Annotated in this window: 16 protein-coding genes, 2 tRNA genes and 1 riboswitch; of the genes, 4 read left to right on the top strand and 14 right to left on the bottom strand. The window is 66.8% G+C overall.

Annotation, left to right across the window (positions count from 1 at the left end; all coding sequences use genetic code 11):
• Positions 1-258: 258 nt before the first annotated feature.
• Positions 259-1,893, bottom strand: a complete 1,635-nt coding sequence (locus AB4089_RS07985) for a bifunctional hydroxymethylpyrimidine kinase/phosphomethylpyrimidine kinase (protein WP_441408755.1) — start codon at positions 1,891-1,893, stop codon at positions 259-261.
• Positions 1,876-1,973: riboswitch (TPP riboswitch) on the bottom strand. (Overlaps the previous gene by 18 nt.)
• Before the next feature lie 144 nt (positions 1,974-2,117).
• Positions 2,118-5,372, bottom strand: coding sequence for an Rne/Rng family ribonuclease (locus AB4089_RS07980; RefSeq protein ID WP_441408754.1), 3,255 nt, complete (start codon positions 5,370-5,372; stop codon positions 2,118-2,120).
• Positions 5,373-5,850: 478 nt separating this feature from the next.
• Between AB4089_RS07980 and AB4089_RS07975 the strand changes: the two genes are divergently transcribed.
• Positions 5,851-6,522, top strand: a complete 672-nt coding sequence (locus AB4089_RS07975; protein ID WP_441408753.1) for a vitamin K epoxide reductase family protein — start codon at positions 5,851-5,853, stop codon at positions 6,520-6,522.
• Between the two features lie 128 nt (positions 6,523-6,650).
• Here the strand turns inward: AB4089_RS07975 and ndk are convergent, their stop codons facing one another.
• The 4 genes from ndk to ileS are packed head-to-tail and all read right to left on the bottom strand — an operon-like array spanning position 6,651 to position 12,293.
• A complete protein-coding gene (gene ndk, locus AB4089_RS07970; RefSeq protein ID WP_441408752.1) occupies positions 6,651-7,064 on the bottom strand; it encodes a nucleoside-diphosphate kinase in 414 nt (137 codons plus the stop codon).
• 51 nt (positions 7,065-7,115) lie between these two features.
• Entirely contained in the window at positions 7,116-7,586 is a 471-nt protein-coding gene (locus tag AB4089_RS07965; RefSeq protein ID WP_441408751.1) for a DUF4233 domain-containing protein, read from the bottom strand.
• 3 nt (positions 7,587-7,589) lie between these two features.
• A complete protein-coding gene (locus AB4089_RS07960; RefSeq protein ID WP_441408750.1) occupies positions 7,590-8,948 on the bottom strand; it encodes a bifunctional folylpolyglutamate synthase/dihydrofolate synthase in 1,359 nt (452 codons plus the stop codon).
• Positions 8,949-8,951: 3 nt separating this feature from the next.
• Positions 8,952-12,293, bottom strand: a complete 3,342-nt coding sequence (ileS, locus tag AB4089_RS07955; RefSeq protein ID WP_441408749.1) for an isoleucine--tRNA ligase — start codon at positions 12,291-12,293, stop codon at positions 8,952-8,954.
• A gap of 410 nt (positions 12,294-12,703) precedes the next feature.
• On the opposite strand from ileS, the gene AB4089_RS07950 reads away from it, so the two are divergent.
• Positions 12,704-13,804 (top strand): endonuclease/exonuclease/phosphatase family protein, encoded by a 1,101-nt coding sequence (locus AB4089_RS07950; RefSeq protein WP_441408748.1) that lies wholly within the window; start codon positions 12,704-12,706, stop codon positions 13,802-13,804.
• Positions 13,805-13,814: 10 nt separating this feature from the next.
• Here AB4089_RS07950 and AB4089_RS07945 read toward each other — a convergent pair whose 3' ends face one another.
• Complete coding sequence (locus tag AB4089_RS07945; protein WP_441408747.1) at positions 13,815-14,615, bottom strand: SDR family oxidoreductase; 801 nt, start codon at positions 14,613-14,615, stop codon at positions 13,815-13,817.
• A gap of 95 nt (positions 14,616-14,710) precedes the next feature.
• On the opposite strand from AB4089_RS07945, the gene valS reads away from it, so the two are divergent.
• Positions 14,711-17,329, top strand: a complete 2,619-nt coding sequence (gene valS / locus AB4089_RS07940) for a valine--tRNA ligase (protein WP_441408746.1) — start codon at positions 14,711-14,713, stop codon at positions 17,327-17,329.
• Between the two features lie 88 nt (positions 17,330-17,417).
• Here valS and AB4089_RS07935 read toward each other — a convergent pair whose 3' ends face one another.
• From AB4089_RS07935 to AB4089_RS07905, 7 genes are all read right to left on the bottom strand, one after another.
• A complete protein-coding gene (locus AB4089_RS07935; protein WP_441408745.1) occupies positions 17,418-17,711 on the bottom strand; it encodes a putative quinol monooxygenase in 294 nt (97 codons plus the stop codon).
• Between the two features lie 529 nt (positions 17,712-18,240).
• Entirely contained in the window at positions 18,241-18,858 is a 618-nt protein-coding gene (locus AB4089_RS07930; protein ID WP_441408744.1) for a mycothiol-dependent nitroreductase Rv2466c family protein, read from the bottom strand.
• A 170-nt stretch (positions 18,859-19,028) separates the two neighbouring features.
• The gene (clpX, locus tag AB4089_RS07925; RefSeq protein WP_229993382.1) at positions 19,029-20,309 is read right to left on the bottom strand and encodes an ATP-dependent Clp protease ATP-binding subunit ClpX; all 1,281 of its coding nucleotides are present in this window, start codon (positions 20,307-20,309) and stop codon (positions 19,029-19,031) included.
• Positions 20,310-20,441: 132 nt separating this feature from the next.
• Positions 20,442-21,101: an ATP-dependent Clp protease proteolytic subunit gene (locus AB4089_RS07920; RefSeq protein ID WP_026266422.1), complete on the bottom strand. Its 660-nt coding sequence runs from the start codon at positions 21,099-21,101 to the stop codon at positions 20,442-20,444.
• A gap of 38 nt (positions 21,102-21,139) precedes the next feature.
• Positions 21,140-21,775 (bottom strand): ATP-dependent Clp protease proteolytic subunit, encoded by a 636-nt coding sequence (locus AB4089_RS07915; RefSeq protein WP_441408880.1) that lies wholly within the window; start codon positions 21,773-21,775, stop codon positions 21,140-21,142.
• Between the two features lie 235 nt (positions 21,776-22,010).
• Positions 22,011-23,405, bottom strand: a complete 1,395-nt coding sequence (gene tig, locus AB4089_RS07910; protein WP_441408743.1) for a trigger factor — start codon at positions 23,403-23,405, stop codon at positions 22,011-22,013.
• Between the two features lie 68 nt (positions 23,406-23,473).
• Positions 23,474-23,548 (bottom strand) — tRNA-Pro (locus AB4089_RS07905).
• A 133-nt stretch (positions 23,549-23,681) separates the two neighbouring features.
• Here AB4089_RS07905 and AB4089_RS07900 point away from each other — a divergent pair.
• A tRNA-Gly gene (locus AB4089_RS07900) sits at positions 23,682-23,752 on the top strand.
• Positions 23,753-23,855 lie beyond the last annotated feature (103 nt).

Raw genomic sequence — 23,855 nt, 5'->3', positions numbered from 1 at the left:
AACCCATGAGCTATCCCCGGAACAAATCCAGTTGAAATTCCAAACGGACAGTTCTCAGGGTCATAACCCAAGTGTTGGCGTAAGCACCGAAGATCTAGAATACGCTAATTTTGCCTTCGGCCGCAAATGAGGCTGGTTCCGGGGGCAGTCCGTGACAGGCGCCACAACGCCTAGACTCTGCGTTCTTGATGTTGTGTTGCCGCAACGACTTCCGGAACCGTGCCCCACCATCCTAGCGGCTGCACAGGCCAGCTCGCGTCAGGCGTGCAGCCGCGGCGCGTCGAAGAAGTCCACTTCGTAGCGTGAGGACTGCCGGAAGGCCAGGGCCATGGCTTCCCGCTCGCCCCCGGATGCCTGCCGGGCCGCCGTGTCCGTGTACGCGATGGCCTGCCGGGTGGCCGCGGCGAAGTCCTCATCGGCGTAGGTCCGCAGCCAGTCGGCGTAGGGATGCCCGGCGGGTGCGCCGCCGGCAAGGAACTCCCGGTGCAGCGTGGAGCCGACCTCGGCGTAGAGCCAGAAGCATGGGAGGGCCGCTGCCACGAGGACCCCGTAGCTGCCGGACACCGAGGCGGCCAACAGGTGATCGACGTAGGACTTCGTTACCGGGCCCAGGGTGGCCGCCGTGGGGCGGGTGCTGAGCCAGGTACGGTGCAGCTCGGACTCGACTTCCAGGCAGGTCTGCGCGGACCTCGCCCAGAACAGCTGCTCGGCCTCGGTGGGGGCGATCGCGGCGGCGCGGGCCAGGACCCGGGAGTAGCCGTTGAGGTAGATGGCGTCCTGGGCGAGGTAGTAGGCGAACTCGTGCTCGGGCAAGGTCCCGTCGGCCAGGCCGCGGATGAAGTCCAGGGCGTAGATGGCGTCAAGATCGGCGGTGGCCCCCGCGTGCAGGGCCGCGGCGAACTCGCCCTCCCCCGGAGCGTGGCCCGCGTCAGCGTCGCCCACATGAGCGTGGCCGACGTGGTGGAAGTGATGGACCGGGCCGTTGCCGGTGCCGACGTCCAGGACCGAGGCTTCGCGGAGTGCGCCCAGCAGCCACGGCTTGACCTCCCGCAGCGCCGCTTCCCAGTCCCCCACCCGGGCCTGCACGGTGGCCATGGCCGAGGACAGGGAGCAGCCTGTGCCGTGGCTGTTGCGCGTGGCGATCCGCGCCCCCGGCACCACCACCGTTTCGGTGCCGAGCAGGCCCCCGGTGTTGACCAGCGCATCCGGGCAGCCGGCGTCGTCGTGCGCGAGCCCGCCCTGGAGGTGTCCGCCCTTGACCAGGACGGTGGCGCCGGTCAGTGCGGCCAGCCGTTTGCCCTGCGCCAGGGCCTCGGCCCAGTCGGCCGCGACGGGTTCCTTGAGCAGGATGCCGAGTTCGGCGAGGTTCGGGGTGATGAGGTCCGCCAGCGGCAGGAGGGCCTGCAGGGCGGCCTCGGCCGATTCCTGCAGGAGCCGGTCACCGCTCGTGGCGACCATCACTGGGTCCAGGACGACGACGGCGGGGCGCACCTTCTCCAGCCAGGTGCGGACGGCGTCGATCACACCGGCGTCGCCGAGCATGCCGATCTTGACGGCGTCAATGTCGATGTCCTCGCTGATGGCGTCCAGCTGGGCCGTGAGGAACGCCGCCGGGGGTACGTGGACGGCGCGCACGCCCTGGGTGTTTTGGGCGGTCAGGGCCGTGATGGCGGCCATGCCGTAACCGCCATTCGCCGCGATGCTTTTTAGGTCGGCCTGGATCCCGGCCCCGCCGGACGGATCGGAGCCCGCAATCGCCAGCACGCGGGGAATGCGCGGCGGCGCGGACGGGCGGACCCCAGAGGGCAAGAAACCGCCGGGCAGAAAACTGCCCGGCTGAAGATCACTGGGCGGCAATTTGGACGGATTGGATTTCGCGGACAAGTCAGACATCCCTTCGCCGGTGCTAACCGGACAGGTTCAACGGGTCTGGATCTCAGCCGGCCCGATGCGCGGCACCCCGTGTCAGTGTTCCAGCCTAGCCGTTGCCACCGGGCTGCCCCGTTAACGCACGTGCGGGCCCGGGCCGAGCGGACGTATTGTTACGCCCGCTCGGCCCGGACCCGCAACCCAACCAGTCGAAGTGACCGGCCGGGGACGTGATCAGCCGCGGATGGCTACAGCTCCGAGGCCGGTACCCCGACGCCGAGGATGATCGGCTCGTTGCCGGCAGGGATGGACGCCCGCTGGGCCGCGGCGGGCGCCTTGGCCTCGTGAACCGACCCTGCCGCGGCCGGACGTGTGGCCTCGCGGTGTTCCACGGAGGTCTCGTTGGCTGCGCCCTGGGCGCGGCTGGCGCTGCGGTTGCGGCGTCCGCGGCGGCCACGAGTCGTCGTGTCCGCTGCCGGTGAAGCCGGGGCTTCCGCGGCGGGCAAGGCTGACGGCGCCTCGGGGGCCGCCGGTGCCTGGGCTGCATCCTGCCTGTCGGCCTGCTTGCCGGCGTCGGCCTCGCCCAGGTTGGCGAAGGCCTCGGTCAGCAGGTCCAGGGTCAAGGCCGGTGCCTGGGTGTCCTCGGCGTGCTCGACGAAGGGCAGGGCAACCTGCTCGCCGCCAAACGTCAGGACGGTCGCGGGACGTCCGGCTGCCTCGTCCGCGGCGGCGAGATGCGTCACGGCGTCGACGGCGGCCTGCCGGGCCCCGGCGTCGCTGGCCGCGGCTGCCTCCCCGTCGTGCAGGTGCGCGGCGTGCGCGGCGGCGGCAATGTTCGCCAGCGCGGCCCGGGTGGCTTCAGCCTTGGCGTGGCGTTCAGCCTCGGTGGGCTCGGCGTGGACGGCCGCGGGCGTGGACGGCGCGGACTCCGGGCCCTGGCCTCCCCTGCCGCGGCGGCGGCTCTTGCGCTCGGTGCGGGCAGCCGGCTGGGCCGCCTCGGTGCGCGGCACATAGTGCTCCGCGGCGACCGTGTTGGCGCGGCGGTGTTCCACGGGCTCGTCATGGGTGACGATGCCGCGGCCCGCGCACGCTTCGCACTGCTCACCGAAGACTTCCAGCAGGCCGGTGCCCATCCGCTTGCGGGTCATCTGCACGAGGCCCAGCGAGGTCACCTCAGCCACCTGGTGCTTGGTCCGGTCCCGGCCCAGGCACTCCACCATGCGGCGCAGCACGAGGTCGCGGTTGGATTCGAGCACCATGTCGATGAAGTCGATCACGATGATGCCGCCGATGTCGCGCAGGCGCAGCTGCCGGACGACTTCCTCGGCCGCTTCCAGGTTGTTCTTGGTGACGGTTTCCTCGAGGTTGCCGCCGGAGCCGGTGAACTTGCCGGTGTTGACGTCCACCACGGTCATGGCTTCGGTGCGGTCGATCACGAGGGACCCGCCAGAGGGCAGGAAGACCTTGCGGTCCAGGGCCTTGTGGATCTGCTCGTCGATGCGCCAGGCCGCAAAGATGTCCGTGTCCTTGGTCCACTTCTCGAGCCGGCCCACCAGGTCCGGAGCCACGTAGGTGACGTAGGCCTCGATGGTGTCCCAGGCTTCCTCGCCGGAGACGATCAGCTTGGAGAAGTCCTCGTTGAAGACGTCGCGGACCACCTTGATGGTCAGGTCAGGTTCGCCGTAGAGCAGCTCGGGGGCGAGGATCTTGGTGGACGTCGACTGGCTCTCGATGCCTTCCCACTGCGCGCGGAGCCGGTTGATGTCGTGGGTGAGCTCTTCCTCGGAGGCGCCCTCGGCCGCGGTGCGGACAATGACGCCCGCGTCCTCGGGCAGGCGGTCCTTGAGGATCCGCTTGAGGCGGTTGCGTTCGACGTCGGRCAGCTTGCGGGAGATGCCGGTCATGGAACCGCCGGGCACGTACACGAGGTAGCGTCCGGGCAGCGAGATCTGGCTGGTGAGGCGGGCGCCCTTGTGGCCGACCGGGTCCTTGGTGACCTGGACCAGTACGGAGTCGCCGGACTTGAGCGCGTTCTCGATCCGGCGCTGCTTGCCTTCGAGGTTGACGGACTCCCAGTTCACTTCGCCGGCGTACAGCACAGCGTTGCGGCCGCGGCCGATGTCCACGAAAGCGGCTTCCATGGACGGGAGAACGTTCTGGACCTTGCCCAGGTAGACGTTGCCGATCAGGGAATCCTGCTGGGTCTTGGACACGAAATGCTCGGCCAGGACGCCGTCTTCGAGGACACCGATCTGAATTCTGTCGTCGCGCTGGCGGACGATCATCTGCCGGTCCACGGACTCGCGGCGGGCCAGGAACTCGGCCTCGGTGATGACGGTGCGGCGGCGGCCGGTGTCGCGGGATTCGCGGCGGCGCTGCTTCTTGGCTTCCAGGCGGGTGGAGCCCTTGACGGAGGTGACGCGGTTGTTCACCGGCGCCTCGGCCATGGCCCGCGGCGCGCGGACCCGGGTCACCGTGTTGGGCGGGTCGTCGCCTTCCCCGCCGGTCAGTTCCAGATCCTGGTCACCGCGGCGGCGGCGACGACGGCGACGGGAGGTCACGCCGTCTTCGAGGGTTGCCTCGGAGCCTTCCTCGCCCTCTTCGTCGGTGCCTTCTGAATCCGTCTCGGACTCGCCGGAGGTGCGGGTACGCCCGCGCCGGCCGCGGCTGCGGCGTCGACGCCGGCTGCCGGCGTCCTCGTCCTCGTCGCCTTCCTCGTCTTCGGGCTCCGCTGCGGCAACGGGGGCCGGGCGCACCACGGTGCTGAGGTCGGGGGCCTGGAAGATCACGGACGTCAGGGCACCGGGTTCCATGAACAGCGAGGCGGCCGGGCTTTCCTCGGGCCGGACCTGCGGCCCATCGGCGGGGGTTTCTTCGGGCGCGGCCACGGCGGGCTGGGTTTCCGCCGTGGTCTCGGCGGTGGCTTCGGCCTGCTGAGCTTCAGCCGGGGCGGCTTCTTCGGCCGGAACGGCTATTGCGGGTACTTCTTCGGTTTTCGGTGCGGCCTTTGCACGGCTGGCCCGGCGACGGACCGGCTTCTCTGCTGCCTTCTCGGCTGCGGACGATGCCTCAGAAGCTTCTGCGGCGGGAGCCTCTGCGGCGGCCGTCGCGCTGGCCTCGGGCTCTTCGGCGAAGGCAGGGAGCGGTTCCGGGGCGGCCACGCTCTTGCGGGCACGGGTGCGCCGTGCGGGCGCCTTGACTGCAGTTTCGGGAGCAGCAGCTTCGGCAGCAGCGGCCTCGGGGGTTTTGGCGCCGGCTGCTTTGCCGCGAGCGGCGACGGGCTCATCCGAGCCGGCTGCCTCGGCCAGGGCTGCGGCTTCAGCCACCGCCTCCGCGGCAGCTGCGGCGTCCATCTTTGGTACGGGGGCCTTCCGGCGGGTCCGGACGGCCCTCTTCGGCGCTACCGGAGCCTCTGCTTCCGCAGTTCCTTCTGCTTCCGCAGTTAGTTCTACTTCCCCGGCTACTACGTCTTCGTTACCGGTTACAACCTGGTCATTATCCATATGTGGCGACACTCCTGCCCCTGATGCGCCGCCACATTCGGCGCCCGTTGGGGCAAATATGCGTCAACACCCGCAGGCATTGACAGAAGTCAATTGAATACCCTCAGGTTCGCACCGGCAGTGGGGTGCGGCAGCCCTGGAAGGCCGGCGAGATTGTCTTGGAACCCGTTGACCTACATGCCACAACCAGGTGCCGTCCAATGGCATTGCGGGACAGCTGGAATCAGAGGATCCGCAGCTCCCTGCTCATCATTGGCGGTCTTGAAACAAAATCGCCGGACCGGAATCCGGATGTGGATCGGGTTCCAGCCACGATCATTGTCTCACAGGAGGCGTCAAAGCTGGCGTAGGCAAGCCCGGAAGTGCTTCGGCCGCCGCGGGGAGCGGCGGCCGGGCTGTTCTCCGGCACTGTCCAGTCTGCGGCGTTACAATCGGGCCAGAAGCACTCGACCACCACGACTAGAGGGACTCATATTCCATGCCCAGCATCTCCAGCACCGCCGGCGACGCGACCGTGCACCAGCCAGGCTCCGGTCCGGCTCCTGCGGACCGGTCCCTCCCCCCGATGACCCGCGACCGTCCGTTCGCCTGGCTCCTGCTGATCACCGGCGCCATCGGCTGGCTCGCGTCCGGGGCCCTGGTGCTGGAGAAGCTGGAAGTCCTGAAGGATCCGAACCACGTCACGGTCTGCGACGTGAACCCGTGGATCTCCTGTGGCCAGGTCATGCAGACACCGCAGAGTTCGGTGTTCGGCTTCCCGAACATGTTCATCGGCATCGTTGCCTTCGCCGTGATCATCACCACAGCCATGGGCATCCTGGCCGGCGCAAAATTCGCCCGGTGGTACTGGCTGGGGCTTCAGGCCGGCGTGACGCTGGGCTTCGCCTTCGTGGTCTGGCTCTGGTCCCAGGCCCTGTATTCCATCCACATCCTCTGCCCGTTCTGCATGGTGGTCTGGGCCGTGATGATCCCCTTGTTCGTCTGGGTGAGCGTCCGCAACATTTCCCACGGCGTGATCGCGCTGCCGGCGGGCCCCACCAAGGTCCTCGGCGACTCCGGCTGGATCATCACGGCGCTGCTGTACGTCGCCGTGATCGCCACGATCTTCTTCGCCTTCATCCAGGTCTTCATCGGGACCTCCGGATACTAGGCGCCCCGCAACCCACCCAGACGCAACGCACCCAGACACAAGGCACCAGACGCATCCAGATAACAGATAAGGCCAATGTTCGCAGTGAACATTGGCCTTATCTGTTTTTTCGATCTGTCGCCTGGGCGTTAGAACCAGATCTTCATCTCGCGCTCGGCGGACTCCACTGAGTCCGAGCCGTGGACCAGGTTCTGCTGTACCTTCAGGCCCCAGTCGCGGCCGAAGTCGCCGCGGATGGTGCCGGGCGCCGCCGTCGTCGGGTCCGTGGTGCCGGCGAGGACGCGGAAGCCCTCGATCACGCGGTGTCCTTCGAAGATCGCGGCAACCACCGGGCCGCTGAGCATGAACTCAACCAGCGGCTCGTAGAACGGCTTGCCGATGTGCTCCTCGTAGTGCTGTTCCAGCAGCTCGCGGCTCGCGTCCACCTTCTTGAGCTCGGCCAGGGTGTAGCCCTTGGCTTCGATCCGGCTCAGGATGGCGCCGGACAGGTTGCGGGCGACGCCATCGGGCTTGATCAGGACGAGGGTGCGCTCAATGCTCACAGTTGCTCCAATGTGTTGGGTGGGATTCGGATCAAGTCTAAGGGGTGCGGGCTAGGGGSTCGCGGTGCCGGGCGTTTGTTCCGGYCCGGAGCCAGCGGGGTGGGCCGCGTCCCATTCAGCCTGCTCGCGTTCCCGCTGGGTGGCTTCCCGGTCAATCCGGATGCCGGTCCGGATCCCGTACCACCAGGACACGGCAAAGAGGGCGCCGACCAGGTACATGGCTGGTTCCACGAGGCCGGCCAGGATCAGGACGACCTGCAGGACCCAGCCCAGGGCCACTCCCCAGGGCTTGGAGAGGACGGCGCAGGTGAAGATGAACACCAGGCACAGGCCAATCCCCACGGAGAAGACCAGTCCGGCCGGGTATTCGTTGCGGTGCAGCCCAAAGACGGCCAGCGTCCCGAAGAGCACCACGAATGCTTCCAGCAGCAGGACTGTGGAGGCGAACATGACTTTCGTGGACCGCCGCTTTTTGGGCATGCCCGGGCGCCACTCGCGCTGGGCTTTGGTGAGTTTTGCCATCGCTTACGCATCCGCCTTTCCGAGCAGGATCCGGGCGTCCGCGACGAGCGTGATGGAGCCGGTCACCAGGACCCCGCCGGCGAGTTCGTCGTCGGCTTCGGCGCGTTCCACGGCCCATTCGAGGGCGTCGTCAAGCTTCGCCGCGACGTGGATGTTGTCCTCGCCGAAGCCAAGGTCAACAGCGATCTCGGCGAGGTCCTCGGCCGGGACGGCCCGGGGCGAGTTGGACTCGGTGAAGCAGTATTCGGTGGCGAGGCCGCCCAGGGATTCCTTGAGCTGGCGGAGGATTTCCTCGGCGTCCTTTTCACGCAGGACGCCCACCACCACCACCAGCTTGGTGAAGTTGAAGGCCTCGTGGATGGCCTCGGCGGAAACCCGGATGCCTTCGGGGTTGTGGGCCGCGTCCACGATGATGGTCGGCGACGTGCGGACCACCTCGAGCCGTCCCGGGGACGTGACGGAGGCGAAGGCTTCCTGCAGGATCTCGGCGTCGATCGGCTTTTCCCCGCCGAAGAACGCTTCCAGGGCGGCAATCGCGACGGCGGCGTTCTCGGCCTGGTGGGCGCCGTGCAGCGGCACCAGCAGGTCCTCGTAGCGGCCGGCAAGGCCCTGGATGGTGACCATCTGGCCGCCCACGGCGACGGTGCGGGCTTCGACGCCGAACTCCACGCCCTCGAAGCGGAACGGGACGTTGACCTCCTTGGCCTTCTCCAGCAGGACCTGGGCCGCGTCGACGGGCTGCGCCGCGCTGACCAGGAAGCCGCCGGGCTTGAYGATGCCGGCCTTCTCGTAGGCGATGTCACCGGTGGTGTCGCCGAGCAGGTCGGTGTGGTCCAGGGAGATCGGGGTAATCACGGCTACCTGGCCGTCGCCGACGTTCGTGGCGTCGGTGATGCCGCCCAGGCCCACCTCGATCACGGCGACATTGACCGGCTGGTCGGCGAAGACCGCGAAGCCCAGGATGGTCAGGCACTCGAAGTAGGTCAGCCGCGGCTGGCCCGCGGCTTCGAGTTCGCTGTCCACGATCTGCAGGTAGGGCCGGATCTCGTCCCAGATCCGGACGAACGTCTCGTCCGGCACCGGGGCGCCGTCGATGCTGATCCGCTCGGTGACCTTGGACAGGTGCGGGCTCGTGTAGCGGCCGGTGCTCAGGCCGTGGGCGCGCAGCCCGGCCTCGATCATCCGGGCCGTGGAGGTCTTGCCGTTGGTGCCGGTGACGTGGATGATCGGGAACGCCTTGTTCGGCTCCCCCAGGATTTCCATGGCACGGAACAGCGGGGCGAGCCTTGGTTCCATCTTGTTTTCCGGCGCCCGGCCCAGCAGCTCGGCGTAGACGCTCTCTACGGAGAATTCGTCGGTCATGGCTTAGGCCCCAACTTTCTTAGCAACACTGACCTGCGGGTCCTTGACGTCGGCCGTCACGGTTTCCAGCTCGATGGTGAGGGTTTCGGTCTTGACGAGCTCGGCGTTGGCCAGCAGCGCTTCGACGACGTCCGGTTTGGCTGTGACGGAGGTGCTGATCCGGTCGCTGACATTGAGTCCGGCGTCCTTGCGGGCCTGCTGGATGGCGCGGACCATGTCACGCGCCGTCCCTTCGGCCTCGAGTTCGGGGGTGACCTCGGTGTTGAGGACCACGAACCCGCCACCGGGCAGGACAGCCGCAGCGCGGGATCCTGCCCCTTCCGCGGCTTCGGCCACGACGGTTTCCAGCGTGTACTCCTGCGGTTCGAGCTCGAGGCCGCCGGCAGTGACCACCCCCGCTTCGCTGACCGACCAGTCGCCGGACTTGGAGCCCTTGATGGCCTGCTGGACGTTCTTGCCCAGGCGCGGGCCGGCGGCGCGGGCGTTGACCACGAGCTTCTGCTCGATGCCGAACTCCCCCGGGGAGGCGCTCTCGGCGTCGAGCAGGCGGACCGAACGCAGGTTCAGTTCATCGGCGACGACGGCGGCGAAGCCTCCCAGCGCGTCCGCGCCGGGTGCCACGACTGTGAGTTCCTGCAGCGGCAGGCGCACGCGCAGGTTCGCTGCCTTGCGCAGCGAGGAGCCGGTGGAGCAGATCTGCTGGACACGGTCCATCGCCTCGACCAGTTCGGCGTTGGCCGGGAACAGCTCGGCGTCCGGCCAGTCGGCCAGGTGCACGGAACGGCCGCCGGTGAGGCCGCGCCAGATCTCCTCGGAGATCAGCGGCAGCAGGGACGCGGCCACGCGGCAGACGGCCTCCAGCGCGGTGTAGAGCGCGTCGAAGGCGTCGACGTTCTCGTCGAAGAAGCGCTGCCGGCTGCGGCGGACGTACCAGTTGGTGAGCATGTCCAGGTAGCTGCGCAGCTCGTCGCAGGCGCCGGAGATGTCGTAGCCGTCCAGCTGGGCGGTCATGTTCCGGACGAGGTCGCCCGTGTTGGCCATGAGGTACTGGTCCAGGGTGTCGGCGTAGCCGTCGTAGCGGAGCTTCGCGTCATAGCCGTTCCCGTTAGCAGCAGCGTTCGTGTACAGAGTGAAGAAGCTGAACACGTTCCACAGCGGCAGGATGACCTGGCGGACGCCGTCGCGGATTCCCTGCTCGGTGACCACGAGGTTGCCGCCGCGCAGGATGGGGCTGGACATCAGGAACCAGCGCATGGCGTCGGAGCCGTCGCGGTCCAGGACCTCGGAGACGTCCGGGTAGTTGCGCAGGCTCTTGGACATCTTCTGCCCGTCCGAGCCCAGCACGATGCCGTGGCTGATGACGTTGCGGAAGGCCGGCCGGTCGAACAGCGCGGTGGAGAGGATGTGCAGCATGTAGAACCAGCCGCGGGTCTGGCCGATGTACTCGACGATGAAGTCCGCCGGGTTGTGGGTGTCGAACCATTCCTCGTTCTGGAACGGGTAGTGCACCTGGCCGTAGGGCATGGAGCCGGAGTCGAACCAGACGTCCAGGACGTCCTCGACCCGGCGCATGACGGACTGGCCCTCTTCCGGGGTGCGGGGGTCATCCGGGTTCGGGCGGATGAGATCGTCGATGAACGGCCGGTGCAGGTCCACCTCGCCGGCCTTGTTCAGCGGCAGGCGGCCGAAGTCGGCCTCGATCTCGGCCAGGGAGCCGTAGACGTCGGTGCGAGGGTAGTCGGGGTCGGTGGACTGCCAGACCGGGATGGGGCTGCCCCAGTAGCGGTTGCGGCTAATGGACCAGTCGCGGGCGTTGGCGAGCCACTTGCCGAACTGGCCGTCCTTGACGTTGCCCGGGATCCAGTTGATGTCCTGGTTCAGTTCGGACATGCGGTCCTTGAACTTGGTGACCTCGACGTACCAGGAGGACACGGCGCGGTAGATCAGCGGGTTGCGGCAGCGCCAGCAGTGCGGGTAGCTGTGCTCGTAGCTGGCCTGGCGGACCAGCCGGCCCTGGGCGCGGAGCACCTGGGTGATGGGCTTGTTGGCCTCGAACACCTGCAGCCCGGCGATTTCGGCCAGCGGGCCGTGGCTGAACAGCGGCAGGAATTTGGCGCCCTCGTCCACGGAGAGGACCACGGGGATCCCGGCCTCTTCACAGATTTTCTGGTCGTCCTCACCGTAGGCGGGCGACTGGTGGACGATGCCGGTGCCGTCGGTGGTGGTGACGTAGTCGGCCTCGAGGAAGCGCCAAGCGTTCTGGTTGCCGTACTTCTCGTTGTCGTTGAAGTAGTCCCAGAGCGGCTCGTAGGCCAGTCCGTCGAGCTCGGCGCCGGTGTGGCGGGAGGTGATGGCGGCTTCCGCGGCGGCGACTCCCTCGGCGCCATCGCCGTAGCCGAGGTCCTTGGCGTAGGCGCCCAGGAGGTCCGCGGCGAGCAGGAAGCTGCCCGTGACCGGTGCCTCGGCAGCGGCGGCCTTGATCCCGTGCGGTCCGGCTGGCAGGACCACGTAGGTGATGGAAGGCCCGACGGCGAGCGCCGCGTTGGTGGGCAGCGTCCAGGGCGTGGTGGTCCAGGCGAGCGCCTGCACCCCGGCGAGCTGCTTGGACAGCTCCGACTCCCCCGCTGTGATCGGGAAGGTCACCGTGACGGTCTGGTCCTGGCGATTCTTGTAGACGTCGTCGTCCATGCGCAGCTCATGGTTGGAAAGAGGCGTCTCGTCCTTCCAGCAGTAAGGCAGCACACGGTAGCCGTTGTAGGTCAGGCCCTTTTCGTGCAGCTGCTTGAAGGCCCACAACACGGACTCCATGTACTCGACGTTGAGGGTCTTGTAATCGTTCTCGAAGTCCACCCAGCGCGCCTGGCGGGTGACGTAGCTCTTCCACTCGTCGGCGTACTTCATGACGGAGGCACGGCAGGCGTCGTTGAACTTGTCGATGCCCATGGCCTCGATCTGGGTCTTGTCCGTCATGCCCAGCTGCTTCATGGCTTCCAGCTCGGCGGGCAGGCCGTGCGTGTCCCAGCCGAAGCGCCGCTCGACGCGGCGGCCGCGCTGGGTCTGATAGCGGCCCACGAGGTCTTTGGCGTAGCCGGTCAGGAGGTGGCCGTAGTGGGGCAGGCCGTTGGCGAAGGGCGGGCCGTCGTAGAAGACGAATTCGTTGCTGCCGGGCTTCCCGCCAGGAAGGTCAGAGTCCCGCTGGTCGATGCTGGCCTGGAAGGTGCCGTCCTGGTCCCAGTATTTGAGGATGCGCTCTTCGATCTCCGGGAACTTCACGGAGGCGGACACGCCTGCTTTGGTGGAACCGGCGCCTGCGGGTGCGGCGGAGGCCTTGGGGTAATAAGTCATCTCGACATCCTGGGTTGAGCGGCGAACACATGTATTCATTCAGGATGCGAGGACGGCCCTGCACTGTCTTTCGACAACACCGGCACCGCGGTACCACCTCACTTACCGCCACCGGGGTGCGCCTTTTCAAGAAAGGGCTGCACCGGCGTCGGCCGCTCATTACTGCTGTGACGGGCTTACCCGTCCGGTTCTACTGGCCCCAGCGATTTCAAGCTAAGCGATCGCATGCCTCGCGGGGGCGTTCTTCCGGAAGCTCACCGGTGATGGCCGGGTCAAAGCTGCTAAGACGATGGTACCGGAGAAAATACGGCGTTTCACAGCGCGGCAAACTCTGCCGGGAGGGGCGACGCCGGCGGCCCGACTGCATAGACTCGTGCCATGACCGCCCCTGGGCCGCCGCAGGCCGATCAGTGAAGAGCCGCAGCTCGAGCCACCGCTGGCAGCTCTCTTCTGCGCTGTGCGCCGCACCCGTCGCGGCAGTGTCCATCTTCCGGGCGGTCCCGGTGCCATGGCCGGCCCCTGTGGTGCAGCTCGTGGCCTTCACGCCCTGGTTCGTGCTCCCCGCCGGCGCTGCCGTCGTGCTGGCGCTGCGCGCGCGCCGTCCCTGGCTGGCCGTCCCGGCCGGCGCCCTCCTGGCCCTGCAGCTGCTGTGGCTGTTCCCGCCCGACCGCGTGGCCGACCGCCTCCTGGCGCGGCAGGCGGACCCGCCGCAGGAGCAGTCCACCGGACAGGGCACCGCACAGGGCGCCGCACAAGGCAGCGTCCGGGGCGGCGGAGCGCTGCCGGCGGCCGAACTGACAGTCATGAGCCTCAACGCCTGGAAGGGCCAGGCGGACGCCGCGGAGGTGGTGCGGCTGGTGCGCGAGAACGGCGTCGGGCTCCTTGCCGTCCAGGAGCTCTCCCTGGCCCTGGAAAGCCGGATGGATGAGGCGGGGCTGGGCACGCTGCTTCCATACCGGATCAGCCGCACGAGGGACGGCGCGGGCGGCGGGGCCGTGTACTCCTCGCGCCCGCTCCGTCCGGTGGATTCCGTGGACGGTTCCGCCTTCCACATGCCCACGGTGCAGCTGGAGCTCGACGCCGGCGGCCGGGCCGTATCCCTTAACGTCACCAACGTGCACACCAAGGCTCCCGTGTGGGGCCGGGCAGGGCAGTGGCGCAGCGAACTGGCCGCCCTGGGCCGCGTTGCCGCCCGTCCCGGCAACGTGCTGCTCCTGGGCGACTTCAATGCCACGCTCGACCACGCCGAGTTCCGCCAGATACTGGCGGGGGCCGCCGGAGCAGGTTCCGACGGGGACGGCCCGGACGGACCCCTCGTTGACGCCGGCGCCGCGGCCCTGGCCCGTCTGGTGCCGACGTGGCCCATGGCCGGCCCGCCGCTGCCGGGCGTGGTGATTGACCACATCGTGACCGGCCCGCAGGTGCGCAGCCGTGGCTACACCGTGCTGCAGGTCGCCGGGTCGGACCATGCGGCGGTCCTCGCCACGCTCTACGCACCGGCCGGTGGCTGAGCGCCCGGCGTCAGGCTTTGCGGATCAGCTTGTAATTGGCCGCCTGCGCCACCGGGCGGATCACGATCTGGTCCAGGTTGATGTGGTGCGGCGCGACGACGGCGTAACGGACCACGTCCGCGACGTCCTCGGCGGTGAGCGGCTTCTCGACGCCGGCGTAGACCTTGGCCGCCGCGTCCTGGTCGCCGAGGCGGTTCAGGGCGAATTCCTCGGTCTGGACCAGGCCGGGGGCCACTTCGATCACGCGGACGTTGTGCTCGGCCTCTTCGAGCCGCAGCGCCCCGGTCAGGGCGTGCTGGGCGAACTTGGCCGCGTTGTAGCCGCCGCCGCCCTCGTAGGCCCCGAGCCCGGCGGTGGAGGTCAGGTTCAGCACGGTTCCCTCGCCGCCGGCACGCAGCATCGGCAGGAACGCCCGGATCAGCTTCATGCTGCCCAGCACGTTGACCTGGAACATCCATTCCCAGTCCTCGGTCTTGGCACCGGCGATCCTGTCGGCACCGCGGGCTCCGCCGGCGATGTTGATCAGCGTGTCGATGCCGCCGGCCCGCGTCACCTCATCGAGCAGGCGGGCCACGTCGGCGTCGTCGGTCACATCGGCCGGAAGCGCGACGGCGCCGGTTTCGGCGGCGAGCGCCTCGAGCCGGTCGGCACGGCGGGCGACGGCGAACACGGTCCAGCCTTCGCTGCGAAGTGCCCGCACTGTGGCCTCGCCGATTCCGGTGCTCGCGCCGGTGACCAGTGCTGCTTTTGCTGTTTTTGCGTCGGCTGCTGCCGTATTTGCAGTTCCTGCGTTATCGGTTCCCTCAGTCATGGCACCACCCTAGCGGCAACGACGGGGACCCCGCGCCGCGTGCCCAAAGTACGGTCCGGTGTATTCGAGGGTAGAAATAATGGAGAATTGAGCCCATGGCTGAAGACAAACAGGGTACAGACACGCCCACCACCGCCCCCATCAACGTTCCGGACAAGCCCGCCCTGGAGGGGCTGGAAAACACGCTCACGCAGCGCTGGCTTGACGAAGGGACCTACAAGTTCAACCAGGACACCACGCGGGAACAGGTCTACTCGATCGACACTCCCCCGCCCACGGCGTCGGGATCCCTCCACGTCGGACACATGTTCTCCTACACGCAGACCGACGTCCTGGCGCGCTACCAGCGCATGACCGGCAAGAACGTCTTCTACCCCATGGGCTGGGACGACAACGGCCTGCCCACCGAGCGCCGCGTGCAGAACTACTACGGCGTGCGCTGCGATCCGGCGATCGCCTACGACGCCGCTTACCGGCCCCCGGCGGAGCCCGCCAAGAACCAGCGCGACTTCGACGTCATTTCCCGGCGGAACTTCATCGAGCTGTGCGAAGAGCTCGCGGTCGAGGACGAGAAGGTCTTCGAGCACCTCTTCCAGACCCTGGGCCTGTCCGTGGACTGGGACCTGACCTACCGGACCATCGATGATAAGTCCCGCGCTATCTCCCAGCGCGCCTTCCTGGCCAACCTGGCCGCCGGCGACGCCTACATGGCCGAGGCGCCCACCCTGTGGGATGTCACCTTCCGCACGGCGGTGGCCCAGGCCGAGCTTGAGGACCGCGAAGTCGCGGGCGCCTACTACCGCTACCCGTTCTTCACCGAAGACGGCGAGAAGATTTACATCGAGACCACCCGCCCCGAACTACTGGCCGCCTGCGCCGCGCTGGTGGCGAACCCCGACGACGAGCGCTACAAGCCGCTGTTCGGCAAGAAGGTCACCTCTCCCCTGTTCGGCGTCGAGGTAGAGGTCAAGGCGCACCCGCTCGCCAAGGCGGACAAGGGCTCCGGCGTCGCCATGGTCTGCACGTTCGGCGACCTTACCGACGTCACGTGGTGGCGCGAGCTGCAGCTGCCGACCCGCGCGATCGTGGGCCGTGACGGCCGCATCCTCGGCGAGACCCCGGAGTGGATCACCACCGAAGAAGGCCGCGCCAACTTCGCGGCCATCGCCGGCAAGACGGTGTTCAGCGCCAAGGAGGGCGTGGTGGAGCTCCTGGCCGCCGCGGACCTGCTCGACGGCGAACCGAAGAAGATCATGCACCCGGTGAACTTCTTCGAGAAGGGTGACAAGCCCCTCGAGGTCGTCACCTCCCGCCAGTGGTACATCCGCAACGGCGGCCGCGACGAGGACCGCCGCGAACGGCTGATCGGCCGCGGCAACGAGATCGAGTTCCACCCGTCCTTCATGCGCTCCCGCTACGAGAACTGGATCTCGGGGCTCAACGGCGACTGGCTCGTGTCCCGCCAGCGCTTCTTCGGCGTGCCGGTGCCGGTCTGGTACCCGCTGGATGCCGACGGCAACCCCGTATACGACGCCCCGATCGTCCCGTCCGACGCGCAGCTCCCCGTGGACCCCGCGGCGGATGCGGCTCCCGGATACGAGGAAGCCCAGCGCGATGTGCCGGGCGGCTTCACCGGCGACGCGGACGTTCTCGACACGTGGGCAACGTCCTCGCTGACGCCGCAGATTGTGGGCGGCTGGAGCACCGACGAGGCGCTCTTCGCCAAGGTCTACCCGTTCGACGTCCGCCCGCAGGGGCACGACATCATCCGTACGTGGCTGTTCTCCTCCGCCGTCCGCGCCGACGCGCTGCAGAAGACGGCGCCGTGGAAGCACGCGGCCATCTCCGGCTGGATCCTGGACCCGGACCGGAAGAAGATGTCCAAGTCCAAGGGCAACGTCATTGTGCCCACGGATGTGCTCGACGAGTACGGCTCCGACGCAGTCCGCTACTGGGCTGCCTCGGCCAGGCTCGGCGCGGACACGGCCTACGAGATCGCCCAGATGAAGATCGGCCGCCGCCTGGCGATCAAGCTGCTCAACGCCTCCAAGTTTGTCCTGAACCTGGGCGCCACCGAGGACTCGGTGGTTTCCGGTGACCTTTCGGTGCTGAGCAACCCGCTGGACCGGGCTGTCCTGGCCCAGCTCGCCGACGTCGTGGCGCAGGCCACCAAGGCGTTCGAGGGCTATGACTACGCCCGGGCCCTGCAGATCACCGAGAGCTTCTTCTGGAACTTCACGGACGACTACGTGGAGCTCATCAAGGACCGCGCCTATGGTGCGGCCGGCGAGGAGCAGCAGGCGTCCGTGCTGGCCGCCCTCGCGACGAGCCTGGACACCCTCCTGCGGCTCTTCGCGCCGTTCCTGCCGTTCGCCGCGGAGGAAGTCTGGAGCTGGTGGCGCACCGGTTCCGTGCACCGCGCCCAGTGGCCGTCCGCCATCGCGGTCGACGGCGATACGACCCTCCTCGCCACGGTCGGCACCGCGCTCAGCGGCATCCGCAAGGCCAAGTCCGAGGCCAAGGTCAAGCAGCGCACCGAGGTGCTGTCCGCGACGATCACGGCCTCGGAATCCCTCACCACGCAGCTGAAGGCCGGCCTCGCCGACCTCAAGGCCGCCGCCAACGCACGGGAACTGGCGCTGGTTGCCGGCGAGGGCGAACTGACCGTCAGCGACGTCGTGCTGGCACCGGCCGAGCCGCCGGCGCAGTCCTAGCAGGCTGCGACAACCACGTGGGGGCCTCCGCCCGGCTCAGGCCGGGCGGAGGCCCCTTTTGTTTTCGGGTCTTTGCCTTCCGGGCGCCCTAGATCTCGAAGGAGGTCTCGAAGCGCGTCAGCACGGGCGGGGCGGCCAGGAGCTCTCCCAGCCCGCTCGCGCCGGGCCCTGCCCGCCACGCGCGGTAGGCGGAATCGTGCTCCAGTGATGCCCACTGCTCCACCACAAGAAAGTGCGCCGGATCATTGGTGTCGACCAGCACATGGACGCCGAGGCAGCCGTCAAACGCCCGTGTATCGGAGAGGATGTCGCGGAGCACGTCAGGCGCCGTGGGCAGGGATTCCGCTTTAAGGTTCAAATCAAGGTGGGCAGTGATAGGCATGGCGCTCCAATGGTCGCGGGCGGACAGGACACAGGACAGCACCGGCCGGATGTATGGACATCACGGAACCGCGGCCCTGCCATTGGAAGCAACAGCGGTGCAATCGGGCTTGTTCCTTCGGCCCTGATCCGCAGGCCGGGGTGCTCGCCTGTCGCTGCCAGGTCAGGACCCCACACCCTCTGACCAGTTTTTGGACCCTGACCAGATTTTGGGCAAAGGGGAAGCCCCATCAGCGTTAGCCGTTGGTGGGGCTTCGACTTTTCGATTGTCACGTGACGTCTTAGACAATCTGGCGGGATCCTTGGATTTCCAGGTCTTCCTACCTCGTCACTGGTAGCCATCATCTGACTTTGCCGAAGGCTGCGTCGGATGAGTGTCACTGAATCTTTGGTTCCTGCGTCCCTCTTCTTTCGAAGTGGGTAAGTTCCATTGTTATCCCCCTGTTTGCCATGCACAAGAGCCCCGGAAGAACTACATCAGAGTAATTCTTTTGGGGGCTCCTGGAGGTATCCGCGCGGTGCCCGGAGGCTTAGTTGAAGGCCGGGCTTTCGGTCCGGCTGCGCTTGATTTCGAAGAAGTACGGGAAGGATGCCAGGGTCACCGTGGCGTCCCAGATCTTCCCGGCGTCCTCACCGCGAGGGATGCGGGTCAGGACCGGGCCGAAGAAGGCCGTGCCGTTGAATGCCACCACCGGGGTGCCCACGTCCTGTCCGACCAGGGAGATGCCGGCCTCGTGGCTGGTGCGCAGCTGGGCGTCGAATTCATCGCTTTGGCCGGCGGCGGCCAGTTCGGCGGGCAGTCCTGCCTCGGCCAGGGACTTGGCGATGACCTCGTCAATGTCCTTGTTGCCTTCGTTGTGGATTTTGGTGCCCATGGAGTCGTAGAGCGGCTTGATGTACTCCGCGCCATGCTGTTCCGAGGCGGCAATGATGACGCGGACCGGAGCCCACGCCTTCTTCATGAACTCCTTGTACTGCTCGGGCAGTTCCTCGCGGCCCTCATTGAGTACGGCAAGGCTCATCACGTGCCACTCGGTCTGGATGTCGCGGACTTCTTCGACTTCGCCGATCCAACGGGAGGTGACCCAGGCGAAGGGGCACATGGGGTCGAACCAGAAGTCGGCTTTATTGGTCAGGGTTTCAGGCACAGGTGTTCTCCTTATGGAAGTCTGCGGGATGGAAGTCTGCGGGAAAGCGGGCTGCGGCAAGCAGGTCGGATGAGATCAGGTCAGGTCAGATGCCAGTCGTACATCAGACGCAGAGCGCGCCAAAGATGACAGCCATCGCTGGGCCTGATTTATTCCGGGCTTCAGGACGGTCAGGCGGACTTGCGGCGCTTGACGTCGTGGGCGATCATCGTGGGCGCGGCCTTCTTGGTCACGACCTCTTCGGTGATCACGACGCTCGCGACGTCGTCGCGGCTGGGGAGGTCGAACATGACCGGAAGAAGGACTTCCTCCATGATGGCGCGTAGCCCGCGCGCCCCTGTGCCCCGCTCCAGCGCCTGGTCGGCGATAGTGTTCAGTGCCTCGTCCTCGAAGATGAGTTCGACGCCGTCGAGCTGGAACATCTTCTGGTACTGCTTGACGAGGGCGTTCTTGGGCGTGGACAGGATCTGGATGAGCGCTGCCCGGTCCAGGTTCGAGACCGTGGTGATGACCGGCAGTCGGCCGATGAATTCCGGGATCAGCCCGAACTTGAGCAGGTCCTCGGGCATGACCTCGCCGTAGGAATCCGTGGTGTTCTTGACCTCGTTGAGGGGCGCGCCGAAGCCGATGCCTTTGCGTCCGGAACGAGAACCGATGATGTCCTCGAGCCCGGCGAAGGCGCCGGCCACGATGAACAGCACGTTGGTGGTGTCGATCTGGATGAATTCCTGGTGCGGGTGTTTGCGGCCGCCCTGCGGGGGGACGGAGGCCACCGTGCCCTCGAGGATTTTCAGGAGCGCCTGCTGCACGCCCTCGCCCGAGACGTCCCGGGTGATGGACGGGTTTTCGCTCTTGCGTGAGATCTTGTCGATCTCGTCGATGTAGATGATGCCCTGCTCGGCCTTCTTGACGTCGTAGTCGGCGGCCTGGATGAGCTTGAGGAGGATGTTCTCGACGTCTTCGCCGACGTAGCCGGCCTCGGTCAGGGCCGTGGCGTCGGCCACGGCGAACGGGACGTTGAGGCGGCGGGCCAGGGTCTGGGCCAGATAGGTTTTGCCGCAGCCGGTGGGGCCGATCAGCAGGATGTTGGACTTGGCGATTTCGACGTCGTCGTGGTGCACGCCGTCCGCGAGGCTGCCGCTCTTCGGGGCGTGGCCGGCCTGGATCCGCTTGTAGTGGTTGTAGACCGCGACGGCGAGCGACCGCTTGGCGGGTTCCTGGCCGATCACATATTCCTGCAGGAAGTCAAAGATCTCGCGGGGCTTGGGCAGTTCGAAACTGCCCAGGTCAGCTACTTCCGCGAGTTCCTCTTCGATGATCTCGTTGCAGAGTTCGATGCACTCGTCGCAGATGTAGACGCCGGGCCCGGCAATGAGCTTGCGAACCTGCTTCTGGCTCTTTCCGCAGAAAGAACACTTCAGCAGATCAGTGCTCTCGCCAATCCGAGCCATGTGTGAACCCCTTTAGTAGCTTGCTGCTGGCTGTGACATGTTCCACTCTAGGTCACTTTGGGCCCGTTGGGTGGAAAGCGGACGCCGGTGCGGCCAAGTAAAGTGCCGCACCGGCGCGTCGCGAATTGCTGGTTAGCGCGCGATCGCCTGGGGCTTGATCTTGCGGGAATCCAGGACCTGGTCGATCAGGCCGTACTGCATGGCCTCGGCGGCGGTGAGGATCTTGTCCCGCTCGATGTCGTTGTTGACCTGTTCCGGCGTCCGGCCGGAGTGCTTGGCCAGCGTGTCCTCGAGCCAGGAGCGCATGCGCATGACCTCGGCGGCCTGGATCTCCAGGTCGGAGGCCTGCCCGCCCTGTCCACCGGAGAGTGAAGGCTGGTGGATCAGGACACGGGCGTTCGGCAGTGCCAGTCGCTTGCCCGGCGTGCCGGCAGCGAGCAGCACGGCTGCTGCGCTGGCCGCCTGGCCGAGGCAGACGGTCTGGATCTCCGGCCGGATGTACGTCATGGTGTCGTAGATCGCGGTCATGGCGGTGAACGAGCCACCCGGAGAGTTGATGTAGAGCGTGATGTCGCGGTCCGGGTCGGTGGACTCGAGCACCAGCAGCTGGGCCATGACGTCGTCCGCCGAGGCGTCGTCGACCTGGACGCCCAGGAAGATGATGCGGTCCTCGAACAGCTTGGTGTACGGGTCCTGGCGCTTGAAGCCGTAGGGCGTGCGCTCTTCGAACTGGGGCAGCACGTAGCGGCTGCTCGGCAGGTTGCCGGCAGTCGAACCGAAGTTGTAGTTCATGTTCATTGCTCCTGAATTCATTACTGTCTACGTGCCGGTCAGTTCTCGGTGGCTGTCGCAGCGCCGCTGTTGCCGGAGCCGTTGGCGTTGGTTCCGCCGCCGCCGGCCACGGATCCTGCGTGCGCCGCGATCTTGTCGAAGAAACCGTACTCGAGGGCCTCAGGGGCCGTGAACCACTTGTCGCGGTCGTTGTCCTTGAGGATGGTGTCCACGGTCTGTCCGGTCTGGTCTGCGGTCAGCTCGGCCATGACCTTCTTCATGTGCAGGATCAGCTCGGCCTGGATCTTGATGTCCGACGCCGTTCCGCCGATGCCGCCGGAGGGCTGGTGCATGAGGATGCGGGCGTTGGGGGTGGCGTAGCGCTTGCCCTTGGTGCCCGAGGAGAGCAGGAACTGCCCCATGGAGGCGGCGAGCCCGGTGGCCACCGTGACGACGTCGTTCGGGATGAACTGCATGGTGTCGTAGATGGCCATGCCGGCGGTGACGGAGCCGCCGGGTGAGTTGATGTAAAGGTAGATGTCCCGTTCAGGATTCTCCGCCGAGAGCAGCAGCAGCTGGGAGCAGATCGCGTTGGCGTTATCGTCACGGACCTCGGAGCCGAGCCAGATGATGCGCTCTTTCAGCAGGCGGTTGTAAATGTAGTTATCCTGGGCTGCCGGATCGACCGTGGCCATCCGGGGCGCCCCTGCTTGCTGTGACATATGTACTTACCTCTCGCTGGCGACGGTGACGTCATTGGACGACATCACTGAACTTTCCTACAGCGACACTAACCGTTTTCACGCCCGCTTTGTTCGCTGGCGGCGGGCTGTTCGCTGACGGCGCACGTCCGCCGTCGCGGGGTTAAACGGGCGCCGGTTAAAACAGACGGCCCCCGGATCGGTGATCCGGGGGCCGTCAGCGGCAATGCTAGAACTTCACTGCTGCGGGGTCATCGCTCGGGGTGGCCTCGGCGGCGGCTTCTGCCGCGGGGGCTTCTTCCTCGACGGACTCAGCGGCCGGTGCGGCTTCGTCGCCGGGGCGGAYGAAATCGCTGAGGTCAACCTTGTTGCCCTCGGAGTCGGTGACCTCGGCCTGGCCCAGGACGACGGCCAGTGCCTTGCGGCGGCGGACCTCGGAAACCATCATGGGAACCTGGCCGCTCTGATCGATGATCTGGGCGAACTGGTTCGGGTCCATGCCGTACTGGCTGGCGGTGGTGACGATGTAGTCGATCAGCTCGTTCTGGCTGACGTTGACTTCTTCCTTTTCGGCGATGGCGTCAAGGATGATCTCGTTCTGGAAGGCACGCTCGGTGTTGGCCTTGACCTCGGCGCGGTGCTCCTCGGTGTCGTGCTCGCCTTCACCGTGGGCGTTCTCGGCGTTGAAGTGCTGCTCGAGCTGCTCTTCGACGATTGATTCCGGGACGGGGACCGCGACGAGCTCAACGAGCTTGTCCAGGACCTTGTCGCGGGCCTCGACGCCCTGCTCAACAACCTTGGACTCGGCGGCCTGCTTGGCCAGGTCCTCGCGGAGTTCGGCCAGGGTGTCGAATTCGCTGGCGAGCTGGGCGAAGTCGTCGTCGGCGACGGGGAGCTCGCGCTCCTTGACGGCCTTGACGGTGACCTTGACCTGAGCGGACTCGCCGGCGTGCTCGCCGCCGACCAGCGTGGTGTCGAAAATGGCGTCCTCGTCGGCGCTGAGGCCGGTGACGGCCTCGTCGAGGCCTTCGAGCATGGTGCCGGCGCCAACCTGGTAGGACAGGCCGGAGGCGGAGTCAACCTCGGAGCCGTCGATCGAGGCTGCGATGTCGATCGTCAGGAAGTCGCTGTCGGCTGCCGGGCGGTCCACGGACTTCAGGGTGCCGAAGCGGCCACGGAGCTCGTCCATGGCCTTGTCGACGTCGGCGTCCGAGGACTCGGCGGCGGCAACCTCGACCTTGATCCCGGCGTAGTCCGGCAGTTCGATCTCGGGGCGGATGTCAACCTCGGCGTGGAACTTGAGCTCGCCGTCGGTGGCGGACGGGTCCGGAACCTCGGTGATCTCAACTTCGGGACGGCTCAGGGGACGAATGCCGGTTTCCTGCACGGCAGCCTGGTACCAGCCGTTGAGGCCTTCGTTGATGGCCGTCTCCAGGACGTAGCCGCGGCCGACGCGCTGGTCAATGAGCTTGGAGGGGACCTTGCCCTTGCGGAAACCGGGAACCTGGATCTGCGAAGCAACAGTCTTGTATGCCTCTGCGATGCTGGGCTTCAATTCCTCAAAGGGGACCTCAACATTGAGCTTGACCCGCGTGGGGGTGAGGTTCTCGACAGCGCTCTTCACAGTCTAAGTACTCCTGGTGTGGGGGGAATAGGGTTCTGCATTGCCACGTGCTGGCAGTGCTTGCAGAGTCGGGGTGACAGGATTTGAACCTGCGACTTCCTGCTCCCAAAGCAGGCGCTCTAGCCAAGCTGAGCTACACCCCGTAAGTGCACAGAACAGTCTACGGTCATACTGCGCCGATTTGCACATTTGACACCGGGGCCCTGAATTGGGTTTAGTTGTATCCGGCTTGAACAGCCGCCCGGAAGATTTGCTGGAAATCCAGCATCACCACCCGGGGACGTAGCTTAATGGTAAAGCCTCAGTCTTCCAAACTGATTACGCGGGTTCGATTCCCGTCGTCCCCTCGGAAATATGACGAAAAAGCCCCTCCACGGAGGGGCTTTTTTCATGCCTGTTTCATGCGCCTGTTTCATGCCTTGCGGCGCATATGCCGGATCGGGACTACTC

The sequence above is a fragment of the Arthrobacter sp. 2MCAF15 genome (assembly GCF_052115605.1).
Lineage (GTDB): Bacteria > Actinomycetota > Actinomycetes > Actinomycetales > Micrococcaceae > Arthrobacter.
Note: the sequence above shows the minus strand (reverse complement) of the source record. Positions and strands in the feature narration are given on the sequence as shown.

Bases quoted from the DNA above. Each gene is read 5' to 3' on its own strand.
- AB4089_RS07945 (WP_441408747.1), bottom strand. From the start codon at position 14,615: ATGACTGAGGGAACCGATAACGCAGGAACTGCAAATACGGCAGCAGCC.
- AB4089_RS07935 (WP_441408745.1), bottom strand. From the start codon at position 17,711: ATGCCTATCACTGCCCACCTTGATTTGAACCTTAAAGCGGAATCCCTG.
- ileS (WP_441408749.1), bottom strand. From the start codon at position 12,293: ATGACTTATTACCCCAAGGCCTCCGCCGCACCCGCAGGCGCCGGTTCC.
- valS (WP_441408746.1), top strand. From the start codon at position 14,711: ATGGCTGAAGACAAACAGGGTACAGACACGCCCACCACCGCCCCCATC.
- AB4089_RS07915 (WP_441408880.1), bottom strand. From the start codon at position 21,775: ATGGCCACGGTCGATCCGGCAGCCCAGGATAACTACATTTACAACCGC.
- AB4089_RS07975 (WP_441408753.1), top strand. From the start codon at position 5,851: ATGCCCAGCATCTCCAGCACCGCCGGCGACGCGACCGTGCACCAGCCA.
- clpX (WP_229993382.1), bottom strand. From the start codon at position 20,309: ATGGCTCGGATTGGCGAGAGCACTGATCTGCTGAAGTGTTCTTTCTGC.
- AB4089_RS07920 (WP_026266422.1), bottom strand. From the start codon at position 21,101: ATGAACTACAACTTCGGTTCGACTGCCGGCAACCTGCCGAGCAGCCGC.
- AB4089_RS07985 (WP_441408755.1), bottom strand. From the start codon at position 1,893: ATGTCTGACTTGTCCGCGAAATCCAATCCGTCCAAATTGCCGCCCAGT.